Source organism: Alteromonas sp. KUL106 (assembly GCF_009811415.1).
Classification (GTDB): Bacteria; Pseudomonadota; Gammaproteobacteria; order Enterobacterales; family Alteromonadaceae; genus Alteromonas.
This window is the reverse complement of the sequence record NZ_BLIG01000037.1, coordinates 21,669-40,610: the sequence shown is the minus strand read 5'-3', so window position 1 is coordinate 40,610 and position 18,942 is coordinate 21,669. Positions and strand designations below refer to the sequence as shown.

16 protein-coding genes are annotated in these 18,942 nt (G+C 45.8%); 8 read left to right on the top strand and 8 right to left on the bottom strand.

Features of this window, described 5'->3' with window-relative positions:
* Window positions 1-66: 66 nt before the first annotated feature.
* Window positions 67-1,314, bottom strand: coding sequence for an ammonium transporter (locus tag GVO63_RS13315; protein WP_159580484.1), 1,248 nt, complete (start codon window positions 1,312-1,314; stop codon window positions 67-69).
* 32 nt (window positions 1,315-1,346) lie between these two features.
* Entirely contained in the window at window positions 1,347-1,685 is a 339-nt protein-coding gene (gene glnK, locus GVO63_RS13310) for a P-II family nitrogen regulator (protein WP_012516988.1), read from the bottom strand.
* Between the two features lie 242 nt (window positions 1,686-1,927).
* Between glnK and GVO63_RS13305 the strand changes: the two genes are divergently transcribed.
* Window positions 1,928-2,818 carry a hypothetical protein gene (locus tag GVO63_RS13305; RefSeq protein ID WP_159580482.1) on the top strand — a complete coding sequence of 297 codons (891 nt, stop codon included), beginning with the start codon at window positions 1,928-1,930 and terminating at the stop codon, window positions 2,816-2,818.
* A gap of 55 nt (window positions 2,819-2,873) precedes the next feature.
* Here the strand turns inward: GVO63_RS13305 and GVO63_RS13300 are convergent, their stop codons facing one another.
* A complete protein-coding gene (locus tag GVO63_RS13300; protein ID WP_159493144.1) occupies window positions 2,874-3,596 on the bottom strand; it encodes an AraC family transcriptional regulator in 723 nt (240 codons plus the stop codon).
* A gap of 176 nt (window positions 3,597-3,772) precedes the next feature.
* Between GVO63_RS13300 and GVO63_RS13295 the strand changes: the two genes are divergently transcribed.
* Complete coding sequence (locus tag GVO63_RS13295) at window positions 3,773-4,696, top strand: DUF808 domain-containing protein (protein ID WP_159580480.1); 924 nt, start codon at window positions 3,773-3,775, stop codon at window positions 4,694-4,696.
* 380 nt (window positions 4,697-5,076) lie between these two features.
* Window positions 5,077-5,361 (top strand): hypothetical protein, encoded by a 285-nt coding sequence (locus tag GVO63_RS13290; protein WP_159493142.1) that lies wholly within the window; start codon window positions 5,077-5,079, stop codon window positions 5,359-5,361.
* Between the two features lie 263 nt (window positions 5,362-5,624).
* Here the strand turns inward: GVO63_RS13290 and mrcB are convergent, their stop codons facing one another.
* Window positions 5,625-7,976 (bottom strand): penicillin-binding protein 1B, encoded by a 2,352-nt coding sequence (gene mrcB, locus GVO63_RS13285; protein WP_159580478.1) that lies wholly within the window; start codon window positions 7,974-7,976, stop codon window positions 5,625-5,627.
* A gap of 265 nt (window positions 7,977-8,241) precedes the next feature.
* Between mrcB and GVO63_RS13280 the strand changes: the two genes are divergently transcribed.
* A complete protein-coding gene (locus GVO63_RS13280; protein ID WP_159580476.1) occupies window positions 8,242-9,507 on the top strand; it encodes a lytic murein transglycosylase in 1,266 nt (421 codons plus the stop codon).
* Between the two features lie 83 nt (window positions 9,508-9,590).
* Here GVO63_RS13280 and GVO63_RS13275 read toward each other — a convergent pair whose 3' ends face one another.
* Window positions 9,591-10,403, bottom strand: a complete 813-nt coding sequence (locus GVO63_RS13275) for a DUF4198 domain-containing protein (RefSeq protein WP_159580474.1) — start codon at window positions 10,401-10,403, stop codon at window positions 9,591-9,593.
* A 305-nt stretch (window positions 10,404-10,708) separates the two neighbouring features.
* Entirely contained in the window at window positions 10,709-13,384 is a 2,676-nt protein-coding gene (locus tag GVO63_RS13270) for an ATP-dependent RNA helicase (RefSeq protein ID WP_159580472.1), read from the bottom strand.
* Between the two features lie 95 nt (window positions 13,385-13,479).
* On the opposite strand from GVO63_RS13270, the gene thpR reads away from it, so the two are divergent.
* Together thpR and purU are read left to right on the top strand one after the other, a co-directional pair.
* A complete protein-coding gene (gene thpR / locus GVO63_RS13265) occupies window positions 13,480-14,169 on the top strand; it encodes an RNA 2',3'-cyclic phosphodiesterase (protein WP_236552148.1) in 690 nt (229 codons plus the stop codon).
* Between the two features lie 133 nt (window positions 14,170-14,302).
* Window positions 14,303-15,157: a formyltetrahydrofolate deformylase gene (purU, locus tag GVO63_RS13260; protein ID WP_159493136.1), complete on the top strand. Its 855-nt coding sequence runs from the start codon at window positions 14,303-14,305 to the stop codon at window positions 15,155-15,157.
* Window positions 15,158-15,252: 95 nt separating this feature from the next.
* Here the strand turns inward: purU and GVO63_RS13255 are convergent, their stop codons facing one another.
* Window positions 15,253-15,612, bottom strand: coding sequence for a hypothetical protein (locus GVO63_RS13255; protein ID WP_201284898.1), 360 nt, complete (start codon window positions 15,610-15,612; stop codon window positions 15,253-15,255).
* Between the two features lie 63 nt (window positions 15,613-15,675).
* Window positions 15,676-16,194 carry a YgjV family protein gene (locus GVO63_RS13250; protein WP_159493147.1) on the bottom strand — a complete coding sequence of 173 codons (519 nt, stop codon included), beginning with the start codon at window positions 16,192-16,194 and terminating at the stop codon, window positions 15,676-15,678.
* 1 nt (window position 16,195) lies between these two features.
* Between GVO63_RS13250 and GVO63_RS13245 the strand changes: the two genes are divergently transcribed.
* A complete protein-coding gene (locus GVO63_RS13245; protein ID WP_236552147.1) occupies window positions 16,196-16,378 on the top strand; it encodes a hypothetical protein in 183 nt (60 codons plus the stop codon).
* Between the two features lie 68 nt (window positions 16,379-16,446).
* Window positions 16,447-18,636 carry a M3 family metallopeptidase gene (locus GVO63_RS13240; RefSeq protein WP_159580470.1) on the top strand — a complete coding sequence of 730 codons (2,190 nt, stop codon included), beginning with the start codon at window positions 16,447-16,449 and terminating at the stop codon, window positions 18,634-18,636.
* Window positions 18,637-18,942: the final 306 nt, after the last annotated feature.

Genomic DNA, 18,942 nt, shown 5'->3' with positions numbered 1-18,942 from the left:
ATGCGGGGCTTAGAAAAGTTAACGAGGCATTGTTGTTATTGCTTAAGTTGCCTCATTTAAAGGTCATTAAGAACGGCTGCTTGTGAAGTCCGGGTATGCTTCCAAACCACACTCACTCATGTCTACGCCGTCGAATTCTTCTTCTTCGCTCACACGTACCCCCATTACCGCTTTAATTACTAGCCATACAATTAGGCTTACTACGAATACCCATACAAAGATTGTCGCAGCACCGATTAGCTGACCAGTGATGCTTGAACCATCGTTTGTGAAAGGCACAAGGATTAGACCTAAAAGACCTACCACACCGTGAACCGAGATAGCGCCCACTGGATCGTCAATCTTAACTTTATCTAGAGCAACAATGCTAAGTACTACAAGGATGCCACCTAGGCCGCCAAATAGTGTCGCTTGCAGTGGCGTTGGCGTAGAAGGCTCTGCAGTGATCGCAACAAGACCCGCTAATGCGCCGTTTAGTACCATTGTTAAGTCAGCTTTACCGAACAAGATGCGAGCAACAATCAGCGCAGCGATAGCACCGCCTGCAGCAGCAGCGTTAGTGTTCATGAACACGATAGCCACTGAGTTTGCACTTTCAACAGTCGCAGTAGCTAGAACAGAACCACCGTTAAAACCAAACCAACCCATCCATAGAATGAATGTACCTAGCGTCGCAAGCGGAAGGTTTGCACCAGGAATGGCGTTCACTTTACCGTCTGCTGTGTATTTGCCTTTACGAGCACCTAGTACAAGTACACCAGAAAGGGCTGCAGCTGCACCGGCCATATGAACGATACCAGAACCTGCGAAGTCAGAGAAACCAAGGTCGCCAAGGGTATACATACCGAATACCGCTTCACCACCCCATGTCCAAGCACCTTCCATCGGATAGATGAAACCTGTCATAACAACAGAGAACGCTAGGAATGCCCAAAGTTTCATACGCTCAGCAACCGCACCAGATACGATAGACATTGCTGTAGCAACAAATACAACTTGGAAGAAGAAGTCAGCAGAAGGCGCATAGGTTGCAGGCTCTTCCGCAACACCTGTGGCACCATCAGCCATGATACCGCTTAGGAAAGGCCCCCAATCGCCGCCACCATACATGATGCCGTAGCCGCAAATCATATACATGGTGCAAGCAATGGCGAAAAGCGCCACGTTTTTAGTTAGAATTTCTGTGGTGTTTTTGGCTCGAACAAGACCCGCTTCAAGCATCGCAAAACCTGCAGCCATCCACATTACTAATGCACCGCAGATTAGAAAATAAAAGGTATCTAGCGCATACCCAAGTTCAAAAGTGATTTCCATTATGGTTTTCTCCGCAAATATATCGTTGTGGCTTACAGCGCGTCGCTATCCGACTCACCAGTTCGAATACGAACGGCGTGTTCAAGGTCGTAAACAAACACCTTGCCGTCTCCAATTTTGCCTGTTTTGGCAGCGCCAACGATGGCTTCAACCAGGCGTTCTACTTGATCATCCTGAACAGCAATTTCCAGTTTGACTTTAGGTAGAAAATCCACCTGATATTCCGCTCCACGGTATAGTTCAGTATGTCCTTTTTGACGTCCAAAGCCTTTTACTTCGGTCACGGTCAAACCGTCGATACCGATTTCTGAAATGGCTTCACGGACATCATCTAGCTTAAACGGCTTGATGATCGCTGTGACTAGTTTCATGTGTTGCTCCCAGTTCGTTTTTATTAATCTGTGACTTGTGGTCGTGTTTCCAACTGTCAGAAGATATACCAAGAGCCATGCCACAAATGTTTCTTCAATAAATACAACAACATAAGTTTACAAGCATCACTTTTGAACAAATTTGCCGCACCACAATGGTGCAACACCCAGTAAATGCCCCCTAATGAAGCGAAAGAAGAGAATGTTGAGGTGAGAGGCCCAATTAGCGCGATGAAATTAGGATGGAACTATTCGTTTGCGCGCATGGTCTGTTGTTTACTATGACGACGATTGCCCCATCTTTTTTTGCGCCTGACAGGCTAGAATCGCACCGTGCATCGAAAGAGGCGGCGTGGCGTCCTCTTTTGATTTCAGTTCTGATCCACGGGCTAGGTGCTGTCCTAGTGGTTGTGCTATCTCAATTAAGTCTTGATAGTCAAAAGAAGCCGCGTTTTAAAGATGCGGCGCCAAAGGCTGAAATAAGCGCAAGGCTTTACTATCCGTCGACCACACCTACTCAACAACAAATTGCTGAAGATACCGTCGACGCTAAAACAATAGAAAGGCAGGTAGAAAGCGCAGTTCCAGTAGAAAAACAAGCGCAAAAAACACTGCCCAACACGCAAAATAAGTCAAAAGATTCAACGACTAACATACCGCAAGAGGTTAATCCAGAGCGAGAAAAACCTACGCAACAAAAAAGTAATGCTGAGGCTGAGCCCGCTCTTGACGCGTTTGAGCACCCTAATGCACCAACATCTCGCGCTCATTCAACCGATGCAAATCGACGCGCTGGCGCCCTCAACTTGTCAGCAAAAGACGGCGCTGCACAGTACTTTCGAGAGTATCGTGACAATCAGATATCAGACGATGCTGAGCGAGCGGCTGCGGCCTATCAGCAACGTAAAAACAGGCCAGAATTGAAAGGCTATAGCACGTTGGAGCGCGAAGCCATTGAACAAAAACGGTACACCAAACGCGTTAACTGCAGCAGTACGGCAAGCAAGACCTTAGCAATAATTAGTGGCATAGCGGGCGGCACTCTGGAGTGCACCAAAATGGGAGACCACAATCGGTTTATAGACGCTCGGATCAAGAAACACCCGGTGGACGAAGAGCAGAATGTGCAATAAGTTAGCGCACTTGAATATCCGCTTGATGGGTCGCTCTTCGTGGGCTGCTGTGAGACTATTTTCTCTTATAAAACTTAGGTGACTGACCAAAATATGCCTTAAAACGTCGACTAAATGATGCTACATCTTCATATCCCGTTAAAAGCGCAATACCTAGCATCGGGGTATCGGTGTTGTTTAGCAGGGCCTTCGCTTTCTCCATTCTTGCTTTTACTAGATACTCCCGCAAGCTCAACCCTGTCGCTTCTTTAAACCGAATTTTGAACTGGGTTGTTCCCATGCAGGCAAGCGCTGTAAGGGTGCGCAACGAGTGTGAGCCGGCCAAATCACTGTGTATATGGCTTAGCACCCTCGTTATTCTGCTGTCCATGCCCACCCCTATCTCGCATTTCGCAAGCAGAGAATTAAAGAGATTAATCATTTCATCATGTGCATCAAACGCAAAGTGCGATAACTGAACGTCAATGAAGCTTAAATAGGCTTGAAAAGCCGTGTTGACGCTGAAAATTGGCTGTTTTTTATCTTGCAACTGAAGAGGCACCGTCGGTAAGTCAGCCACAACAAATTTTGCATTTTCGTTTGCGCTAAAGTTATGCACTTCATTGGGCGCGATACACACGCCCTCTCCTACTCCAACACTGCCGCTAAAACAGTCTTGCGAGATTTCAATATGCCCATTGATGGGAAGCACCAGCTGATAATGCGCGTGTGCGTGACTCTTCGCGGTCTTTGCATAAGATCGAATAGAAAGTGAGGGTAATGCGGAAACTTTTGTCATGCTTTCATCGCGTTTTATAATAATGACATCATATTTTTAAAGTATCGCTGATTGATGGGTTGCCAAAAGTCAAAGGGTGCACGTATTCTTTGCACTTCGCATTTGCTTTCCCATAACGTTGATGGGTTTACGCAATGCACACAACCTGTCTACTTACAAATAAAAGGAATATTGCTGTGGCCGCTGCCAACTTACTTGCTCTACTAGACGACATTGCCACGTTAATGGACGACATTGCAACTATGTCAAAGGTGGCTGCGCAAAAAACCGCGGGAGTACTCGGCGACGATCTCGCCGTAAACGCAGATCAAGTTCAGGGCGTAAAAGCAGATAGGGAACTACCCGTTGTGTGGGCTGTCGCCAAAGGCTCGCTTTTAAACAAGACCATTTTGGTACCTGCAGCACTCGCAATTAGTGCGTTTATTCCCTCTCTTATTACAGTCCTACTTGTATTAGGTGGCCTTTATCTTTGTTATGAAGGGGCCGAAAAACTGCTGCATAAGTATCTTCCCCATGAAGACGAAGAAAAGCACCGAGAGGCGAGACTGGAAGCGTTAAGTCATGACGACGTCGACATGGTCGCTTTTGAAAAAGATAAAATTAAAGGCGCAATACGCACCGACTTTATTCTGTCTGCTGAAATTATTGTGATTGCATTAGGCACCGTTACCAACGCAAGTCTTACAACCCAGATAGGTGTGTTGGTAGCATTAAGCTTAGCAATTACGCTTGGCGTGTACGGGCTGGTAGCGGCGCTTGTGAAGATGGATGACGTTGGGCTTTATATGCTGCGCAAATCCTTAACAGGAACAATGAACTCCCTTCAGCGTTTCATTGGAAGAGCACTGTTAGTGGCCGCACCAGCGTTAATGAAAACACTTGCAGTGGTAGGCACTGTAGCCATGTTTCTCGTGGGTGGCGGGATCCTTACCCACAGCATAGGTTTCTTGCACGTTATCACTGACTGGTTTATCGGAATTTTTCCTGATGCATCGTTAGTCATGTCTGTACTAGCAGATGGTGCGGTCGGTATTGCGGCTGGTGTAATCGTTGCGGTCACTGTTACGTTGGCATCCCAACTTAAAAACAAAAAACGTTAAGTCTTATACCTGTCCCTATTAATGCAATAGGGATAAATAGGTTTTTCAAACTTTTTGCGTAGTGGGCTCTGCTGCTGCGCAAACCTTCAATGGACTCGTTGTACCAATCCGCATAGACATTAGCCAATTTGACCACTTAACTTTCAAATTCGCTATTTTTTAGCTTTTCATTTATTTACAACTTTTCCCCGCCCGTCGATAAAACACTTAAAAACCATACATTTCAACAACTTGAACAAATATGCCGAACTGGCACATCCCTCGCTATAAACTAATTGTTAATTGATAACGACTAATTATCGAAACCTTAAGCAATAATGATAGCTGCCACGCAGTATGTCCCAGTGCAGTGTCTAACATAACTTTTTTAGGAGAATACTATGTTTATCGGTCGTAAAACTTTCACTGCACTTACTTTGGTGGCTAGCGCATTAAGTGCACAAGCATTCGCGAATGACTCTCAGAACAACATTGCGTCGCATACCGATTTTATGGTCCAACGTGCCATGGCTGATGTGAAACAGGAACTCGCGCTCAGCGTAACCTATGACGTGCTCACCGCTAGCCACACATTCGAGCCAGAGGTAGAAGAAAACGAAACCTTGGTAGCGGAAATTACCATAACCCCTATTGAGCCTGTGAGCTCTGACGATAACGATGCATAAGGAGATTGCAGATGTTGACCGCCGCCACACTGTTTATGGTAGTACTCGGCCCGGTTGTCGCGTTTTTGGTGAGTGCGTTGGTTTTTTCAACGGCGCGTATTTTTCTTCAGAAAAGTCACTGAAAACGCAATGACAACAATTAAGTGCCTAACTACCTAGATTTATCCGATTAGCCTTCCCTGGGCCTTTACTCCAGAGGGAGATAGAAAGCACAGCGTTTGTATTTGAAGTAATTGTGTTTTCTATCTTCTTACTGGAGTTTTTTATCCGAATATACGCTCCCACCAGCTTTTTTCTTTTGTATTGCCATTTTTATCGACCGGTCGACCTGAGCAATCTTGTTGAGGAGGCGGAAGAACATCCAATATAGCAGGTACACTTAAACTACCTGCACACCCGGCAACGACCACCGCACCAGTTTTAGCATCAAAGTGGGCGATGCCTAGCCCCTTGGGGAAGCGTCTAGAAAGCGACTTCGGTGATTGGGACTTCATATAATTTATGAAGACAGGGAGTGCCCCACCCGCGCCGGTTAAATTCACCGGTTGATTATCATCATTGCCGACCCAAACAGTGACCACATTGTTTCTATCAAAGCCGCTGAACCAACTATCTCTGTAGTCATCAGTGGTACCGGTTTTACCTGCCATATTCACGTTTTTGAAGTTCCACACTATGCGTTTTGCAGTGCCTTCAGTCGTGACTTTATACAGCGCATAGTTGAGCAAATAGATTGCCGCTTCATCAGCGCGCTGCGCATAAAACTCTGCTTTTTTCCAAAGTAGCGCATTTTCATTCGTCACCACTGAAGTCACTGTATGAAGAGGAATATAACGACCGTCGTTCGACAGCGTTTGATACATTTGATTGGTGTTAAAGGGCGTAAGCTCAAATGCGCCAAGCGTAAGAGACGGGACCTTGTCAACAGGCGTAGTAACACCTAAACGCTCAATTGTATCGGCCAACGCATCGAGCCCTATTTGCATACCTAGATCAACCGTTGGAACGTTCAGAGATTCGACGAGCCCCTGAAGCAAGGGTACTTGCCCTCTGAACTCTTTATCATAGTTTTGAGGCGACCACGTTTTGCCATTTTCACTTTCAAGGGTAATGGGCTCGTCTTTAAGTGGCGTTGCCAGATTAAACTGAGTGGGATCTTCTAACGCGGTCAAATAGACGGCGGGCTTTATTAACGAACCGATAGGACGTTTTGCATCGAGTGCACGATTAAAGCCTTTAAATGCGAAGTCCTTTCCGCCGACAATCGCGCGTACTTCACCGCTTGCGCTATTGGTGACGACCATCGCCCCTTGTAACGGAACTTTTCTGTCTTTTTGCAAGCCATCTAAGGTACCCGACAGTGCTTTCTCTGCTCGTCGCTGTGCCACGATATCAAGCGTTGTAAACACCTTAACACCAGAGTCTCTTAAGCTTGGTTCAGCCAAAATGTCGTTTAATTCGCGGCGAACCTGTTCCATAAACGCAGGATGTTTACCGCTTGCTAAACTTGCGCCACTGGCTAATCCTAGCGGCATGCTTACGTAGCGTTCGTATTCATCTCGGTTAATTTCGTTTTCATCAAACAGCATTCGCAGCACGAGATCACGACGTTCTTTAGTACGCTCAGCATACTTGCGCGGATTGTAGTATGACGGCCCCTTAATGATTGCGACTAGCGTGGCTATTTCGGGGGTGCTCAATTCGTTGGCAGGCCGATCGAAGTAGAAATAACTAGCAAGACCGAAACCATGCACTGCCATATCGCCATTTTGCCCAAGAAATACTTCGTTTAAATAGGCTTCGATTATTTCTGACTTGCTGTAGCGAGCATCAATAATCACTGCCATTATGGCTTCTTTGGCCTTACGCACAATAGAACGCTCGCGGGTTAGAAACATGTTTTTAACCAGCTGCTGTGTCAGTGTACTTCCCCCCTGTACTGTTCTTCCTGCGGCAATGTTCGCCATTAGCGCACGTAAAATAGAAAGCGGAGCGACACCGTGATGGTTGTAGAAGTTTCTATCTTCAACCAACGTTAAGGCTTTTGGCAGCATTTCAGGAATGGAGTCGAGGGTAACTAACATGCGGTCTTCCTGCGATCCGCTTGTCATACGCGTAACGAGCCAAGGTTCCAGCTTTACAGCGCCGTAAGGACGTCCTTGAGACTTATCATAGATTTCACCAATACGTGCGCCTTCCCACGTCAACACGATATGTCTCAAAGGCTCAGCGCCTTCTGGGAATTGAAACGCCCGGCGCTGCACGTTAAGCACTTTGTTCTGATAGCTGTATTCACCACTGCTATCGGCAAACGTGACTTTTCTGTAGCCAAGCAAGTTTAATTCATCAATGACTTCTTGAGGGGTGATTTCTTCGCCCTTACTTATCTCTAAAGGACGAGCAAAAATTTGTGCAGGTACTTCCCATTTATTCCCTGAAAAAGCATGTTTGATTTGAGCATCAAGATAAAACGCATATGCGCCAAGCACCACCAGCCCAATAAGACACGCACGCCAGAACAAGGTAAAAAACCACGAACGTTTAGCTGAGCGCTTGTTGTTTGCCGATGCGTTACTATTTGAAGATGTATTGTCTTTAGTCTGTCTTTTTGCCACGTGAAAACGCCATGAAGATCATTGATGATGACATCGCATTCATTGCGATATTGATTAACGCACGCCTTTGAAAACGCCGCTTTTAGTTGCGTAAACATTACCATTGAGGCCGCTTCGCAACAACTGTTTCCATTTGGGCACACTGTAAAGCCTTTTGAGGTAACGTGCATGGCGAATATAAAAGCTTGGTGCTATAGATGAATTTTATTCGCGTTTCGCGGTCACAATGCGATAGCATGCAGGGAAGTAACACAGGAACCGTACTATGCGCTCAGATTCATTTCAGTCTTCTTTTCCATCAATACTCTCAGCAGGGAGCGGCCTGATACGTTTATCGTTTGCCATTCTTTTATCAGGCGCTTTAATAGGTACTGCTTCCGCGAATGAGGAATTTACCCGTTGTACTGACACTCTTGCCGAGAAGGCCAAACAGGAAGGGGTCAGTCAACAGGTTATCGACGATGTATTTGGACGCCTTGTTCACCAAGATAGGGTCATTGAACTAGACAGAAGTCAGCCTGAATTTGTACAAACCTTTCCAGGGTATTTCAGTAAACGAGTGACTGAGTGGCGAACTGAAAAAGGCAAAGAGATGTATGCCAAACACGAAAAGCTACTGCATAAACTTAACGATAAATACGGGGTACCGCCTCACTATCTCCTTGCTTTTTGGGGCCTAGAAACGAATTTTGGGTCGTACAAAGGAAAAATGCCCGTGCTTGATTCACTGGCAACCCTTGCTTGTGACAAACGCAGAAGTGCGTATTTCACGCAAGAGTTTCTTGTCGCCATTAAGCTTATGGAAAGAGAGAAACTACAGAAAGAAGACATGATTGGCTCGTGGGCTGGTGCTATGGGTCATACTCAGTTTATGCCCTCTGCCTATACGCACTATGCTATCGATGGCGATGGTGACGGCCAAATTAACTTATGGGCAAGCGAAGAAGACGCGCTGTCGTCTGCGGCCAATTTCCTAGCGAGTTTAGGCTGGGAGCGCAGTTTTCGCTGGGGTCGCGAAGTGCAATTGCCGGAAAACTTTGATTACCAAGAATCAGGTTACAAGAACAGAAAACCACTGAGTGAATGGCACGCTCAAGGTGTTAAAAAAGCTGATGGCACCGCGTTAGGTGAAGGAGATACCTCAGCTTATGTGATTGTTCCTGCAGGCCATAATGGCCCCGCATTTGTAGCTTACCAAAACTTCCGTGTAATCATGCGATGGAACAATTCTGAGTTTTATGCCATTGCAGTTGGCGTGCTGGCCGACCGCATAGCGGGAGCTGCTGGCATCAAAGCTACGCTGCCTGATCTCCCCGCCTACAACCGTAAAGACATTATTGCCCTACAAAGCAAGCTCAATAAATTGGGATTTGATGTAGGTAAACCTGACGGCATCATCGGCCCCGCCACACGTGAAGGGATTCGTAATTATCAAATTAGCAACAACATGATCGCTGATGGATTTCCGGGGCTTGAAGTAATGGCAGCGCTGGACATTGAGATTAAAAACAAAGAAAAATCAGAATCTTAGTGCATGTTGCGCCAGTGAAGGCGCACATTTCTAACGTCGTGTTTTTCAGTAGCCAACAAAAACGTAAAGGCCGTTCTCGTTGGTTACTGACGATACTCGAATGTCAGACTTGAAAAGTAGGTTTCAAAATCTGCAGAATTACTATTTGTTAGCGGTACGCCCCATACGGTGTTCAACATCATAGGCCCTTGCGTATCAAGTTTAAATATCGCCTTACCCTCTTTATCTGTCATTACCACTTGCGCTTTGGCGTTGTAGTCCACTAATGACATCGCATCAATAAGTGCATTACTCAGCGGTTTCCCTTTAAATAATACTTGAACAGACAACGTGTTATCGACCAGCTTATAAGGGTGATTTAGAGGCACAATTTCCAACGTATGGCCAATAGGTTTAAGTGCGTTGTCAGTGATGGTGTCACCCACTTGAACAATCGTTTTCGCCTTTCTGGAGTAGAGTTCCTCACCGGCAATGTCGTTTTGACCTGTAGACGCGCGATAAGCCAGTATTTCAGTTAAGCCTTCATCTTTTGCATATTGATTAAACTTCTCTGCGCCTAACACGCTGGTTGCATGATAGCTTTCAAACCCTATGACATGGGTACCGGGTGCTAGCTCAGCGGTTTTCGCTAGACCAGGAAGCAGTGCGGTTTTGGGCACTATGCTTGACCCCATATCAGTAACACCATCCGAAGAATACGTCCGAAGCGCCACGATTTTATTCCAAGTGAGGTTCCAATGAGAGGTATCTTCTTTGTGACCGACTTTAAACTGCAGCGCAATCGAGCTTGGTGCTTTTGCAAAATAAAGCGTAGGCTCTAGCCAGAAATCATGTGCTTGAGCGCCAAGCGATGCTATGAGCAATAGCGCAGCTGAGCCCTGTCTATGTAGTTTCATGGCGTAACCTCATCTCAGAAAATTCAAACAATTAAAGTAACAACTTAGCGTAATTCTGTGTTTCTGACCACTGATGTGTACTCTCATGAAGAGGGTTTAATCGTCTTATGTGAGCCTTGAGTTCAATTGATGCCTGCAACACATTGGTTAAATACCCGCTCGGCAATAATAAGTTAGAACGTACTCTTTGCTACTCAGGCATTAACGTTGACGACGCTTTAGCATTGTCTGAATTTATTAAGGTTTAGACTTTTCGGGGCGGCTTTTGTAGCCTTCTGCATCAAACTAAGACAGATGCCGTATTATTATTCAGGCAAATCCCAGTTGTGCTTCGGATAACGACCTTTCATTTCCTTTTGAATCTCTTTAAAACTGCCTTGCCAAAACATGCCTAAATCGCTGGTAGTCTGCAAAGGCCTTCCCGCCGGTGACAGCAATTCACACACTACCGTGATCCTACCCGCAGCAATAGTGACAGGGGCGTGCTGCGAATACATTTCTTGTAACCTTACAGACAGTACAACATCGCCATTTTCGCGATAGTCCAAGGGAAACTTTTTTCCAGAAGGGACGGTTAAGTGCGTAGGCAAAAGTGTCGCAAGCGCGTCTTGTTGTGGCCAAGACAACCCGTTATTTAATGCCGTCTTCCAAGGTAATTGATTCAGCGACTTAATATTTTTACAACCTTTAAGTGATGCTTTTAAGCTGTCTCTTGCCTTATACACCAAGTCGCTTAACGAAGGGGGCCATGGGTCTGGCTCGTTAAATGCTTTCTCCTGAGGCAAATTTAGCTTTGCGGCTAATTCGACTCTTCGCCACCACTGCCAGTCTGACTGCGATAGAGGCCATTCACAAAGCGGTAGAGCCTCAAGATAGGTAAACCAACCATTAGTAAATGCTTCATCCCAAAAGTCACTATCACGCGTCTTTTCTTGCCCTGATACGGGTAAACTACTTAGCATGATTTCAAAAAAACCTGTGATGCGTCGCGCTTCCATCTGCCCCGAGTCGCTATTTAGTGCCACGCTGCGTTTTTCACTAAACGCATCGGGAAATGCTAAACGCAGCCAATTTTCGGGTACCGACTGGGCGAGACGAATTGTTACCGTACTTTTTATAAGCTGCCCATCAAGTACTGCCAGCCAAGGTGACCCATTACTATTATCGCCTCTGACAACATTCACGCCATTTGACACGGAAAGTTCTGCGCCTTTGCCACTTGCCAATTTATATTCCCGTAAATCTGACGCTGGCTGAACTGCCTTCGATATACTGCCGCCACTTGCCCACTTTTTCGTACCGCCGTTATTTGACGGCAACGATGTTCGCAGATATCCCAGCTGCATAGGAAACGCAATCGCAATACACAAACCCAGAGCCCGTTCATCCAATGCATGCACGTCAGGATGACGTATTGGTGTATCTGAATTATTCACATACCGTAAATAGCGAGTCGCTTGTTGCAGCAATTGACTGCGAACGTTACCGCTAGCATGAAGCAAGGTGTCCATTACCGTTGCCGAACCACTTGCGCTTACATTACTTTCACTCAATGCAACGACAAAGACTGCAGCATGTCTTAACGCATTATTCTCATCATCACAAAGCCCATCGATCCCCGCTTTTGCTCTGAGTAGCAAATGGGCCAAATGAGGCTGACAGGGTAATTTTGCGAGGTCTCGACCGTAAGCAGTAATACTGGCGCCGGCGGCTATTTGAGCATGAAGACCGTTATGATTATTTCGCTCATCCTCTTTGTAAGAAATAGCGTTTACGCGGCTAAGCTTTCGCAGCGCAGAGCGCTGCTGCGCGAGCGTGGGTCTCGTTAGCAGTGCAAGGGTATCAGGTGTACTTCCCCACGCAAAAGTGTCGAGTAAAAAGCTGCTTATATCTTCTTTTTCTATTTGAGCAGCACTGTGTTTTGCTAAACGCTCAAAACTGCTTTTACTGCACAAGCGATAACAGGTTCCGGCCATTACCCTCCCCGCTCGCCCTGCTCTTTGAACCGCAGACGCTTGCGAAATGCGCTGTTGGGTAAGCGCGGTAATATCACTTGACGAATGATACTGTGCACTGTTTTCCCAAAGACTATCAATGACCACTGTCACCCCATCAATAGTTAAACTTGTCTCGGCAATGTTGGTGGACAAAATAATTTTTCGTCGTCCATTACTATCTGGTGTAATAGCCTCTTGCTGCGCAGATTTGCTTTGCGCTCCAAAGAGCATATGAAGGGCAAGGTCCTCACGTTCAGTGAGTGGCCTAATATCCCGTGCTACGGCGTTTATGCTTCCCCGCCCAGGCAGAAAAACCAAAATATCACCCTGGTGTTCGCTAACCGCCTGTTGAATTGTGTTGACAACTTTCTGTACTAATTCATGGGCGGGAACATCCTGTGTGTAACGAATATCAACAGGAAACATCCGGCCTTGCGTGTTGAGGTTAACTACCGGCAAAGTGCTAAATTCACCGAGCAGTGCTGTAAGTGGCGCTACATCTAACGTTGCCGACATGACGACTAGCCGAAGGTCATCGCGCAGGCCAGCCTGTACCTCAAGCGCTAACGCTAAACCGAAGTCACTGTGAATACTGCGCTCATGAAATTCATCAAACACGATTGCAGCCACGCCATTTAACTCAGGGTCTTGCTGAATTATTCGGGTGAGCACCCCTTCAGTAATAATCTCAAGCCGTGTGGTAGACGATGTTTTTGATTCACCTTTTATACGATAGCCAACCGTTTCACCTACTTTTTCCTTAAGTTGCCTTGCCAGATAATCGGCAAGACTTCTTACAACAACACGGCGAGGCTGCATAAGCAAAATTTTGCCCGCAAACGGCCCTTGTAGCAGCGACAAAGGCAGCACGGTGGACTTTCCCGCACCCGGCGGCGCCCCAATGATGACGTTATGGTCTGCAATTGCCTCGCATAGCGGTGCTGCAAGTTCATAAGCGGGTAAATGGGAAAACGTCTGTAACATAAAGGGTATAAAAGGGTTGTAAACTCGTCGCGCTAGTGTACCTGATTAGTGCTATCAAGTGTGTTAGAACTCTACAATTAAGACATGATAAGCTCATGACATTTAATACGTTCGCAACGTGCATACTAGAGGGCAACGCTATGCGATGTTTTATTGGATTAGATCTCAGCGCTACAGAAAAACTTGCTCTTGATAGCTGGCGTCAGCAGGCCTTGCCTGAAGTCATGCCTAGACAATGGGCTAGAGGCGCAGTGCAGGTCCCCCGAAAGTCAGGCAAACACCCGGTTACTCATCAAGGCACTTCGCAGCCCTATGCCGTGCCTGCAGCAAACTTTCATCTGACGTTAAGCTTTTTGGGCGAAATTAATCATCGCCAGCACGAAGCGCTTGTTTATGAGTTGGATCAACTTGTGAGTGAGCCCTTTTCGCTTTCGCTTGATACAACAGGGATATGGAATGGCCCCAAAATTTTATATGCTGCCCCGAACGATAAACCCAGAGCATTGATGGAGCTCGCTAAGCTCTCTCGCAAAGCGGCGCGAAAAGCATCCATTGAAGTAGAGAGCAAAGAGTATAAACCGCATGTTACCCTCGTTAGAAAGGCGACATCCACGTTACCCCTTCCTCTTTATAATCCGAACGTAGATTTGCATATCTCTGCGTTTCACTTATTCGAATCGGTATCTTCGCCACAGGGCGTATGCTATCCAATTCGGCAGTCATGGGCGTTAAAACACGATATGTCTATCAGAGAGAAATTGCGCAGAGGAATAACCGATGAGTAAACACAAACGACGACGTTATCAATAGTGATTATGAGTTATAGCAATTTAAGCTGGGTTTAAATAGCCTATCACCTTTACAACGCAGAACGTCACGGGTAAAAAGAGAGCCTGTTTTTTAATTCATGCTGCCTTCATGCAACAAACATTTAGATTAGTTATAGATTGCCCTGACCAAATTGGGCTAGTTGCCAGCGTTTCGCAATTTCTTGCGGACCATAATGCCACGATCGTCGAGGCGAACCATCACACTGACCTATCAACCGGTCGCTTTTTTATGCGCCATGAAATAAGCACCGACTCGCTCAAGCTAGACCACAGAAGCTTTGTGGAAGAATTCACTCCTCTTGCCAATGAATATCAAATGAATTGGAAACTGAGTGATTCGAATAAAAAGCAGCGCGTTGCGCTGTTAGCTAGCCTTGAGTCTCACTGTTTAGTTGACTTGCTTCATCGCTGGCATACAGGCGAACTACACTGTGACATTCCGGTCATTATTGCCAACCACCCGCAAATGAAACAGTTTGCAGACTGGTACAAAGTGCCTTTTCATTGGGTCGACTTTAAAGCACTAGGTAAAGAGGCGGCATTTGCGCAAATCGCCACCTTACTTCAAGAATACAATATTGATTTGACCGTGCTTGCCCGCTTTATGCAGATTTTGCCTGATACGTTATGCCAAGATTTGCAAGGTAAGGCCATTAACATTCACCACAGCTTCTTACCTAGCTTTGCCGGTGCCAAGCCTTATCAGCAAGCCTATGATCGCGGCGTAAAATTAATCGGCGCAACTTGTCATTACGTCACTAAAGACTTAGATGAAGGTCCGATCATTGAGCAAAGCGTAAAGCGTATTAGTCACAGCGACAGTGCAGCAGACATGGTACGCAAAGGTAAAGACTGTGAGGTAACGGCACTGGCTCACGGTGTACGCTACCATTTAGAAGACCGCGTGATTATTCACAGAAATAAAACCGTGGTGTTTGCGTAAGTCTTTACACTGATAAAACTAAAAAAGCCCGGCAGTAAACGTTACTTTCGGGCTTCTCTTTACACTGTTTTCGCTCTACACTTTTTTCGTTTTATTTAGACATTTTTTTTTACGTTGTTAAACCCATCATCACCAAGCACCTCTTGAAGTCTCGCTTTTATTACGGCTTCCTTATGAGGATAGTGAAAGTCAAACCCGTTGCCGCTTTCCAAGATAACTCCAAGATAATGGTGAGAAAAATTAAGCGCATAGATAGTTTTGGCGTTAACTCTGAGGGGCTGGCGATCAAGTCCCTGTAAAAAGTGAAACACCACAAAATCACCCTCTTTTTCTATCAACTTTTCAATGGGATATCTATCACCGAAGTGCCTGCTTCTTAGATAAGAAAAAAAGCCAATACATAGCCCTACGCTGCCGAGGGTAGCCGCTAGTTTCAATACAAGCAATGGCGTCATTACGTCCACCTTCTTAGCATTTGGTTGATAGAGCTTAAAGACTTATATGAATTATTTTATGCTTCAAACAGGGCTGGTACGCATGGCTCGTCTAAGCTTCATGTAATACCACAGGTTCGAAGCTGCAAATAGCGCTTCGGTAATGGCTAACCCCCAGGTTTGAGTAATTATGCCGTACGCGGTGAAGTTGATTGAGCCAATAATCATGCACACCCTCAAACCCGCTTCTTTACAGTGGAGTTCACCAAAGCGGTACGCCATGAACGTTAACACAGGCATAGCCTCAATGAGTGACGTTTTACCGGTTAGATTGTTCACCGTCAGCACAATACACATCATGGTGAATAATGTGATGTAGGTGGCGATGGGAGACAGCAGCCTTTGCTTTATCAGACGATAGCTCGTACTGATTCCAGCTACTGTGATGACAATAGCCCCACCCCACGCTTGCTCGAAAACAAGAAGCGAGCCGATTGCGATACACAATCCCAAATTCAGCAAAAGTAATTTACGTTCAGTATTAGACCAAAAAGAGGCCAACGCGAAGCCGACAGGAAACGCGTGAAGGAGAATTTCAAACATAATGAACACAGCAACAAAACAGGTGAATTTCAAACTGCAGAATGCAGTAGTAAAGAACGCGCGCAGTGTAATTTCGAACCCCTATAAAGCCAATCAAAATTTGAACAATTTCGATGAACTACATATCAGCACGATTTCTCTTCAAACCGTTGTAGTGCAGGGAATTACGTTAAAGAGCATTTAACTTATTTTTACATTATCTTAAGATGGTTTTGTCAAAAAACGTAAAGATAAAAATAGACAGGAAAATTCATGGGTAAATTTAAATCATCGCTCACCGCTATGGCGGTTGTAGTTGCATTAGGTGCATGTTCAGAACAAAAAGCACCTGAAACCACCAGCACAGATGTACAAAAGACAGCGACATCTCAACAAGCACAGTTTGATAACGTGCTACTTCAAGAGTTTAAAGGCCCGTACGGCGGCGTATCTGCTTTCGATAAGATGAGTTTGGAAGATTTAAAGCCTGCGCTAGAAAAAGCCATGGAATTGAATCTTAAAGAGATCGAAGCCATCGCGAACAACGAAACGCCGCCAACGTTTGAAAACGTCATTGTTGAAATGGAGCGAGCTGGTGCAGAGCTTGGTCGCGTATTTACCTATTACGGCATTTGGAGCTCAAACAAATCTAGCCCTGAGTTCCGTGAAATTCAGGCCGAAATGTCGCCAAAGCTATCGGCTTTCTTCACTCAAATTACGCAAAATGAAAAGCTTTTTGAAAGAGTAAAAACCGTTTATGAGTCTGAGGAACTTAAGTCATTAACACCAGAAGAGCAGCGCATCACGTGGATGACCTATAATAGCTTTGCTCGAAATGGCGCGACCCTAGATAGCGAAGCGAAGAAACGTTACGCAGAAATAAACGAGGAACTTGCCACACTGCATACTAAGTTTTCTAATAACGTCCTTGCTGATGAAGAAAACTATGTAACCTACATTACGGAAGATCAGCTAGACGGCCTACCTGCATCATTTGTAAAAGCAGCGAAAGCGGCAGCCGAATCTCGCGGTGAAGAGGGTAAATACGCCATCACTAACACCCGCTCTTCAATGGACCCATTCCTTACCTATTCTACAAACAGAGAGCTTCGTGAAAAAGTATGGCGCACGTATTACAATCGTGGCGACAATGCGGACGAGTTTGACAACAACGACATCATCAAACGAATTCTTACTTTGCGTGACGAGCGAGTTGAACTACTGGGCTATGAAAACTATGCCCAGTGGCGTCTAGAAGACCGTATGGCGAAAAACCCAGAAAACGCCATGGATCTGATGATGAAAGTATGGCCGGCCGCTATTGCTCGCGTTGAAGAAGAAGTGGCTGACATGCAGGCCATTGCCGATGAAGAAGGTGCAAACATTACGATTGAGCCTTGGGATTATCGCTTCTATGCAGAAAAAGTACGTCAGGCCAAATACGATTTAGACTCGAACGAAGTTAAACAATATCTTCAACTTGATAAGCTACGTGAAGCCATGTTTTATGTTGCTGGTCGCTTGTTCAACTTCAACTTTACCCCTGTTGAAGAAGGCAAAGTACCTGTTTTCCACGAAGACGTGAAAGTATGGGAAGTGACTGATAAAGACAGCGGTGAACACATTGGTCTTTGGTATCTTGACCCATTCTCACGTCAAGGTAAGCGCTCTGGCGCTTGGGCAACTACGTACCGCTCTTACACAACATTTGATGGCAAGAAAACCGTGTTGTCTTCTAATAATTCAAACTTTGTTAAAGGCGCAGAAGGCGAAGCAACGCTTATTTCTTGGGATGACGCAGAAACCTACTTCCATGAATTTGGTCATGCACTTCACTTCTTAGCATCTGACGTAAAATACCCGTCTTCGCATTCTGGCGTGCGCGATTACACTGAATTCCAATCTCAGTTACTGGAACGTTGGTTAACCACAGATGAGGTTATTAACAACTACCTAGTACACCATGAAACAGGCGAGCCAATTCCTGCTGAATTGGTTGAGAAGATTAAAAAGGCCTCAACCTTCAACGAAGGTTTCAAAACCACTGAATACATGGCTTCTGCCATTATGGACCTGAAGTATCATACTACCGACCCTAGCAAGATTGACCCTGACACCTTTGAGCGTGAAGAGCTGAAGAAGCTCGACATGCCAGAAGAAATCGTTATGCGCCACCGCTCACCGCACTTTGGCCACGTTTTCTCTGGCGAGGGTTATGCAGCGGCCTATTACGGGTACATGTGGGCCGAAGTATTGACTGCTGATGCAGCAGAAGCCTTTATGGAAGCCCCGGGTGGTTTTTACGACAAAGAGGTGGGCGACCGCTTAGTGAAATACCTATTCGCCGTACGTAACGCTATGGACCCAGCCGAGGCGTACCGCAAGTTCCGTGGTCGCGATGCTAAGGTAGACGCGTTAATGCGTGACCGTGGCTTTCCTATCCTGAAAGACGCTAAAGAGTAAGCAATAACACTGTTATTCTTTAAGCTGTAGTTGAATACGTTCGACACGCAGCAAACAAACGGCCTTCAGTCTTCTTCATCGAGCTGAAGGCCTTTTTATACCAGTCCGCATAGATAATTACCCACTCAGCGAGACTTAAAATGTGCGCAATCGCGGCGTGTTACCGAAGGTATAGTGGTTCTACCTCAAGGTGACACAACAAAGAGTACGGACATTTTAAACTCGCCCTACGGGAAAGTCTGGCAATTATCTATGCGGATTAGTATTTTTTGCCCTGAATGCGAGAGCACTCATCTTTTCATTGAC

What these genes read in the sequence shown, in the direction of transcription:
- GVO63_RS13315 (WP_159580484.1), bottom strand. Translation starts at nt 1,314, where the DNA reads ATGGAAATCACTTTTGAACTTGGGTATGCGCTAGATACCTTTTATTTT.
- glnK (WP_012516988.1), bottom strand. Translation starts at nt 1,685, where the DNA reads ATGAAACTAGTCACAGCGATCATCAAGCCGTTTAAGCTAGATGATGTC.
- GVO63_RS13305 (WP_159580482.1), top strand. Translation starts at nt 1,928, where the DNA reads ATGGAACTATTCGTTTGCGCGCATGGTCTGTTGTTTACTATGACGACG.
- GVO63_RS13300 (WP_159493144.1), bottom strand. Translation starts at nt 3,596, where the DNA reads ATGACAAAAGTTTCCGCATTACCCTCACTTTCTATTCGATCTTATGCA.
- GVO63_RS13290 (WP_159493142.1), top strand. Translation starts at nt 5,077, where the DNA reads ATGTTTATCGGTCGTAAAACTTTCACTGCACTTACTTTGGTGGCTAGC.
- GVO63_RS13280 (WP_159580476.1), top strand. Translation starts at nt 8,242, where the DNA reads ATGCGCTCAGATTCATTTCAGTCTTCTTTTCCATCAATACTCTCAGCA.
- GVO63_RS13275 (WP_159580474.1), bottom strand. Translation starts at nt 10,403, where the DNA reads ATGAAACTACATAGACAGGGCTCAGCTGCGCTATTGCTCATAGCATCG.
- GVO63_RS13270 (WP_159580472.1), bottom strand. Translation starts at nt 13,384, where the DNA reads ATGTTACAGACGTTTTCCCATTTACCCGCTTATGAACTTGCAGCACCG.
- thpR (WP_236552148.1), top strand. Translation starts at nt 13,480, where the DNA reads ATGACATTTAATACGTTCGCAACGTGCATACTAGAGGGCAACGCTATG.
- purU (WP_159493136.1), top strand. Translation starts at nt 14,303, where the DNA reads ATGCAACAAACATTTAGATTAGTTATAGATTGCCCTGACCAAATTGGG.
- GVO63_RS13255 (WP_201284898.1), bottom strand. Translation starts at nt 15,612, where the DNA reads ATGACGCCATTGCTTGTATTGAAACTAGCGGCTACCCTCGGCAGCGTA.
- GVO63_RS13250 (WP_159493147.1), bottom strand. Translation starts at nt 16,194, where the DNA reads ATGTTTGAAATTCTCCTTCACGCGTTTCCTGTCGGCTTCGCGTTGGCC.
- GVO63_RS13245 (WP_236552147.1), top strand. Translation starts at nt 16,196, where the DNA reads ATGAACACAGCAACAAAACAGGTGAATTTCAAACTGCAGAATGCAGTA.
- GVO63_RS13240 (WP_159580470.1), top strand. Translation starts at nt 16,447, where the DNA reads ATGGGTAAATTTAAATCATCGCTCACCGCTATGGCGGTTGTAGTTGCA.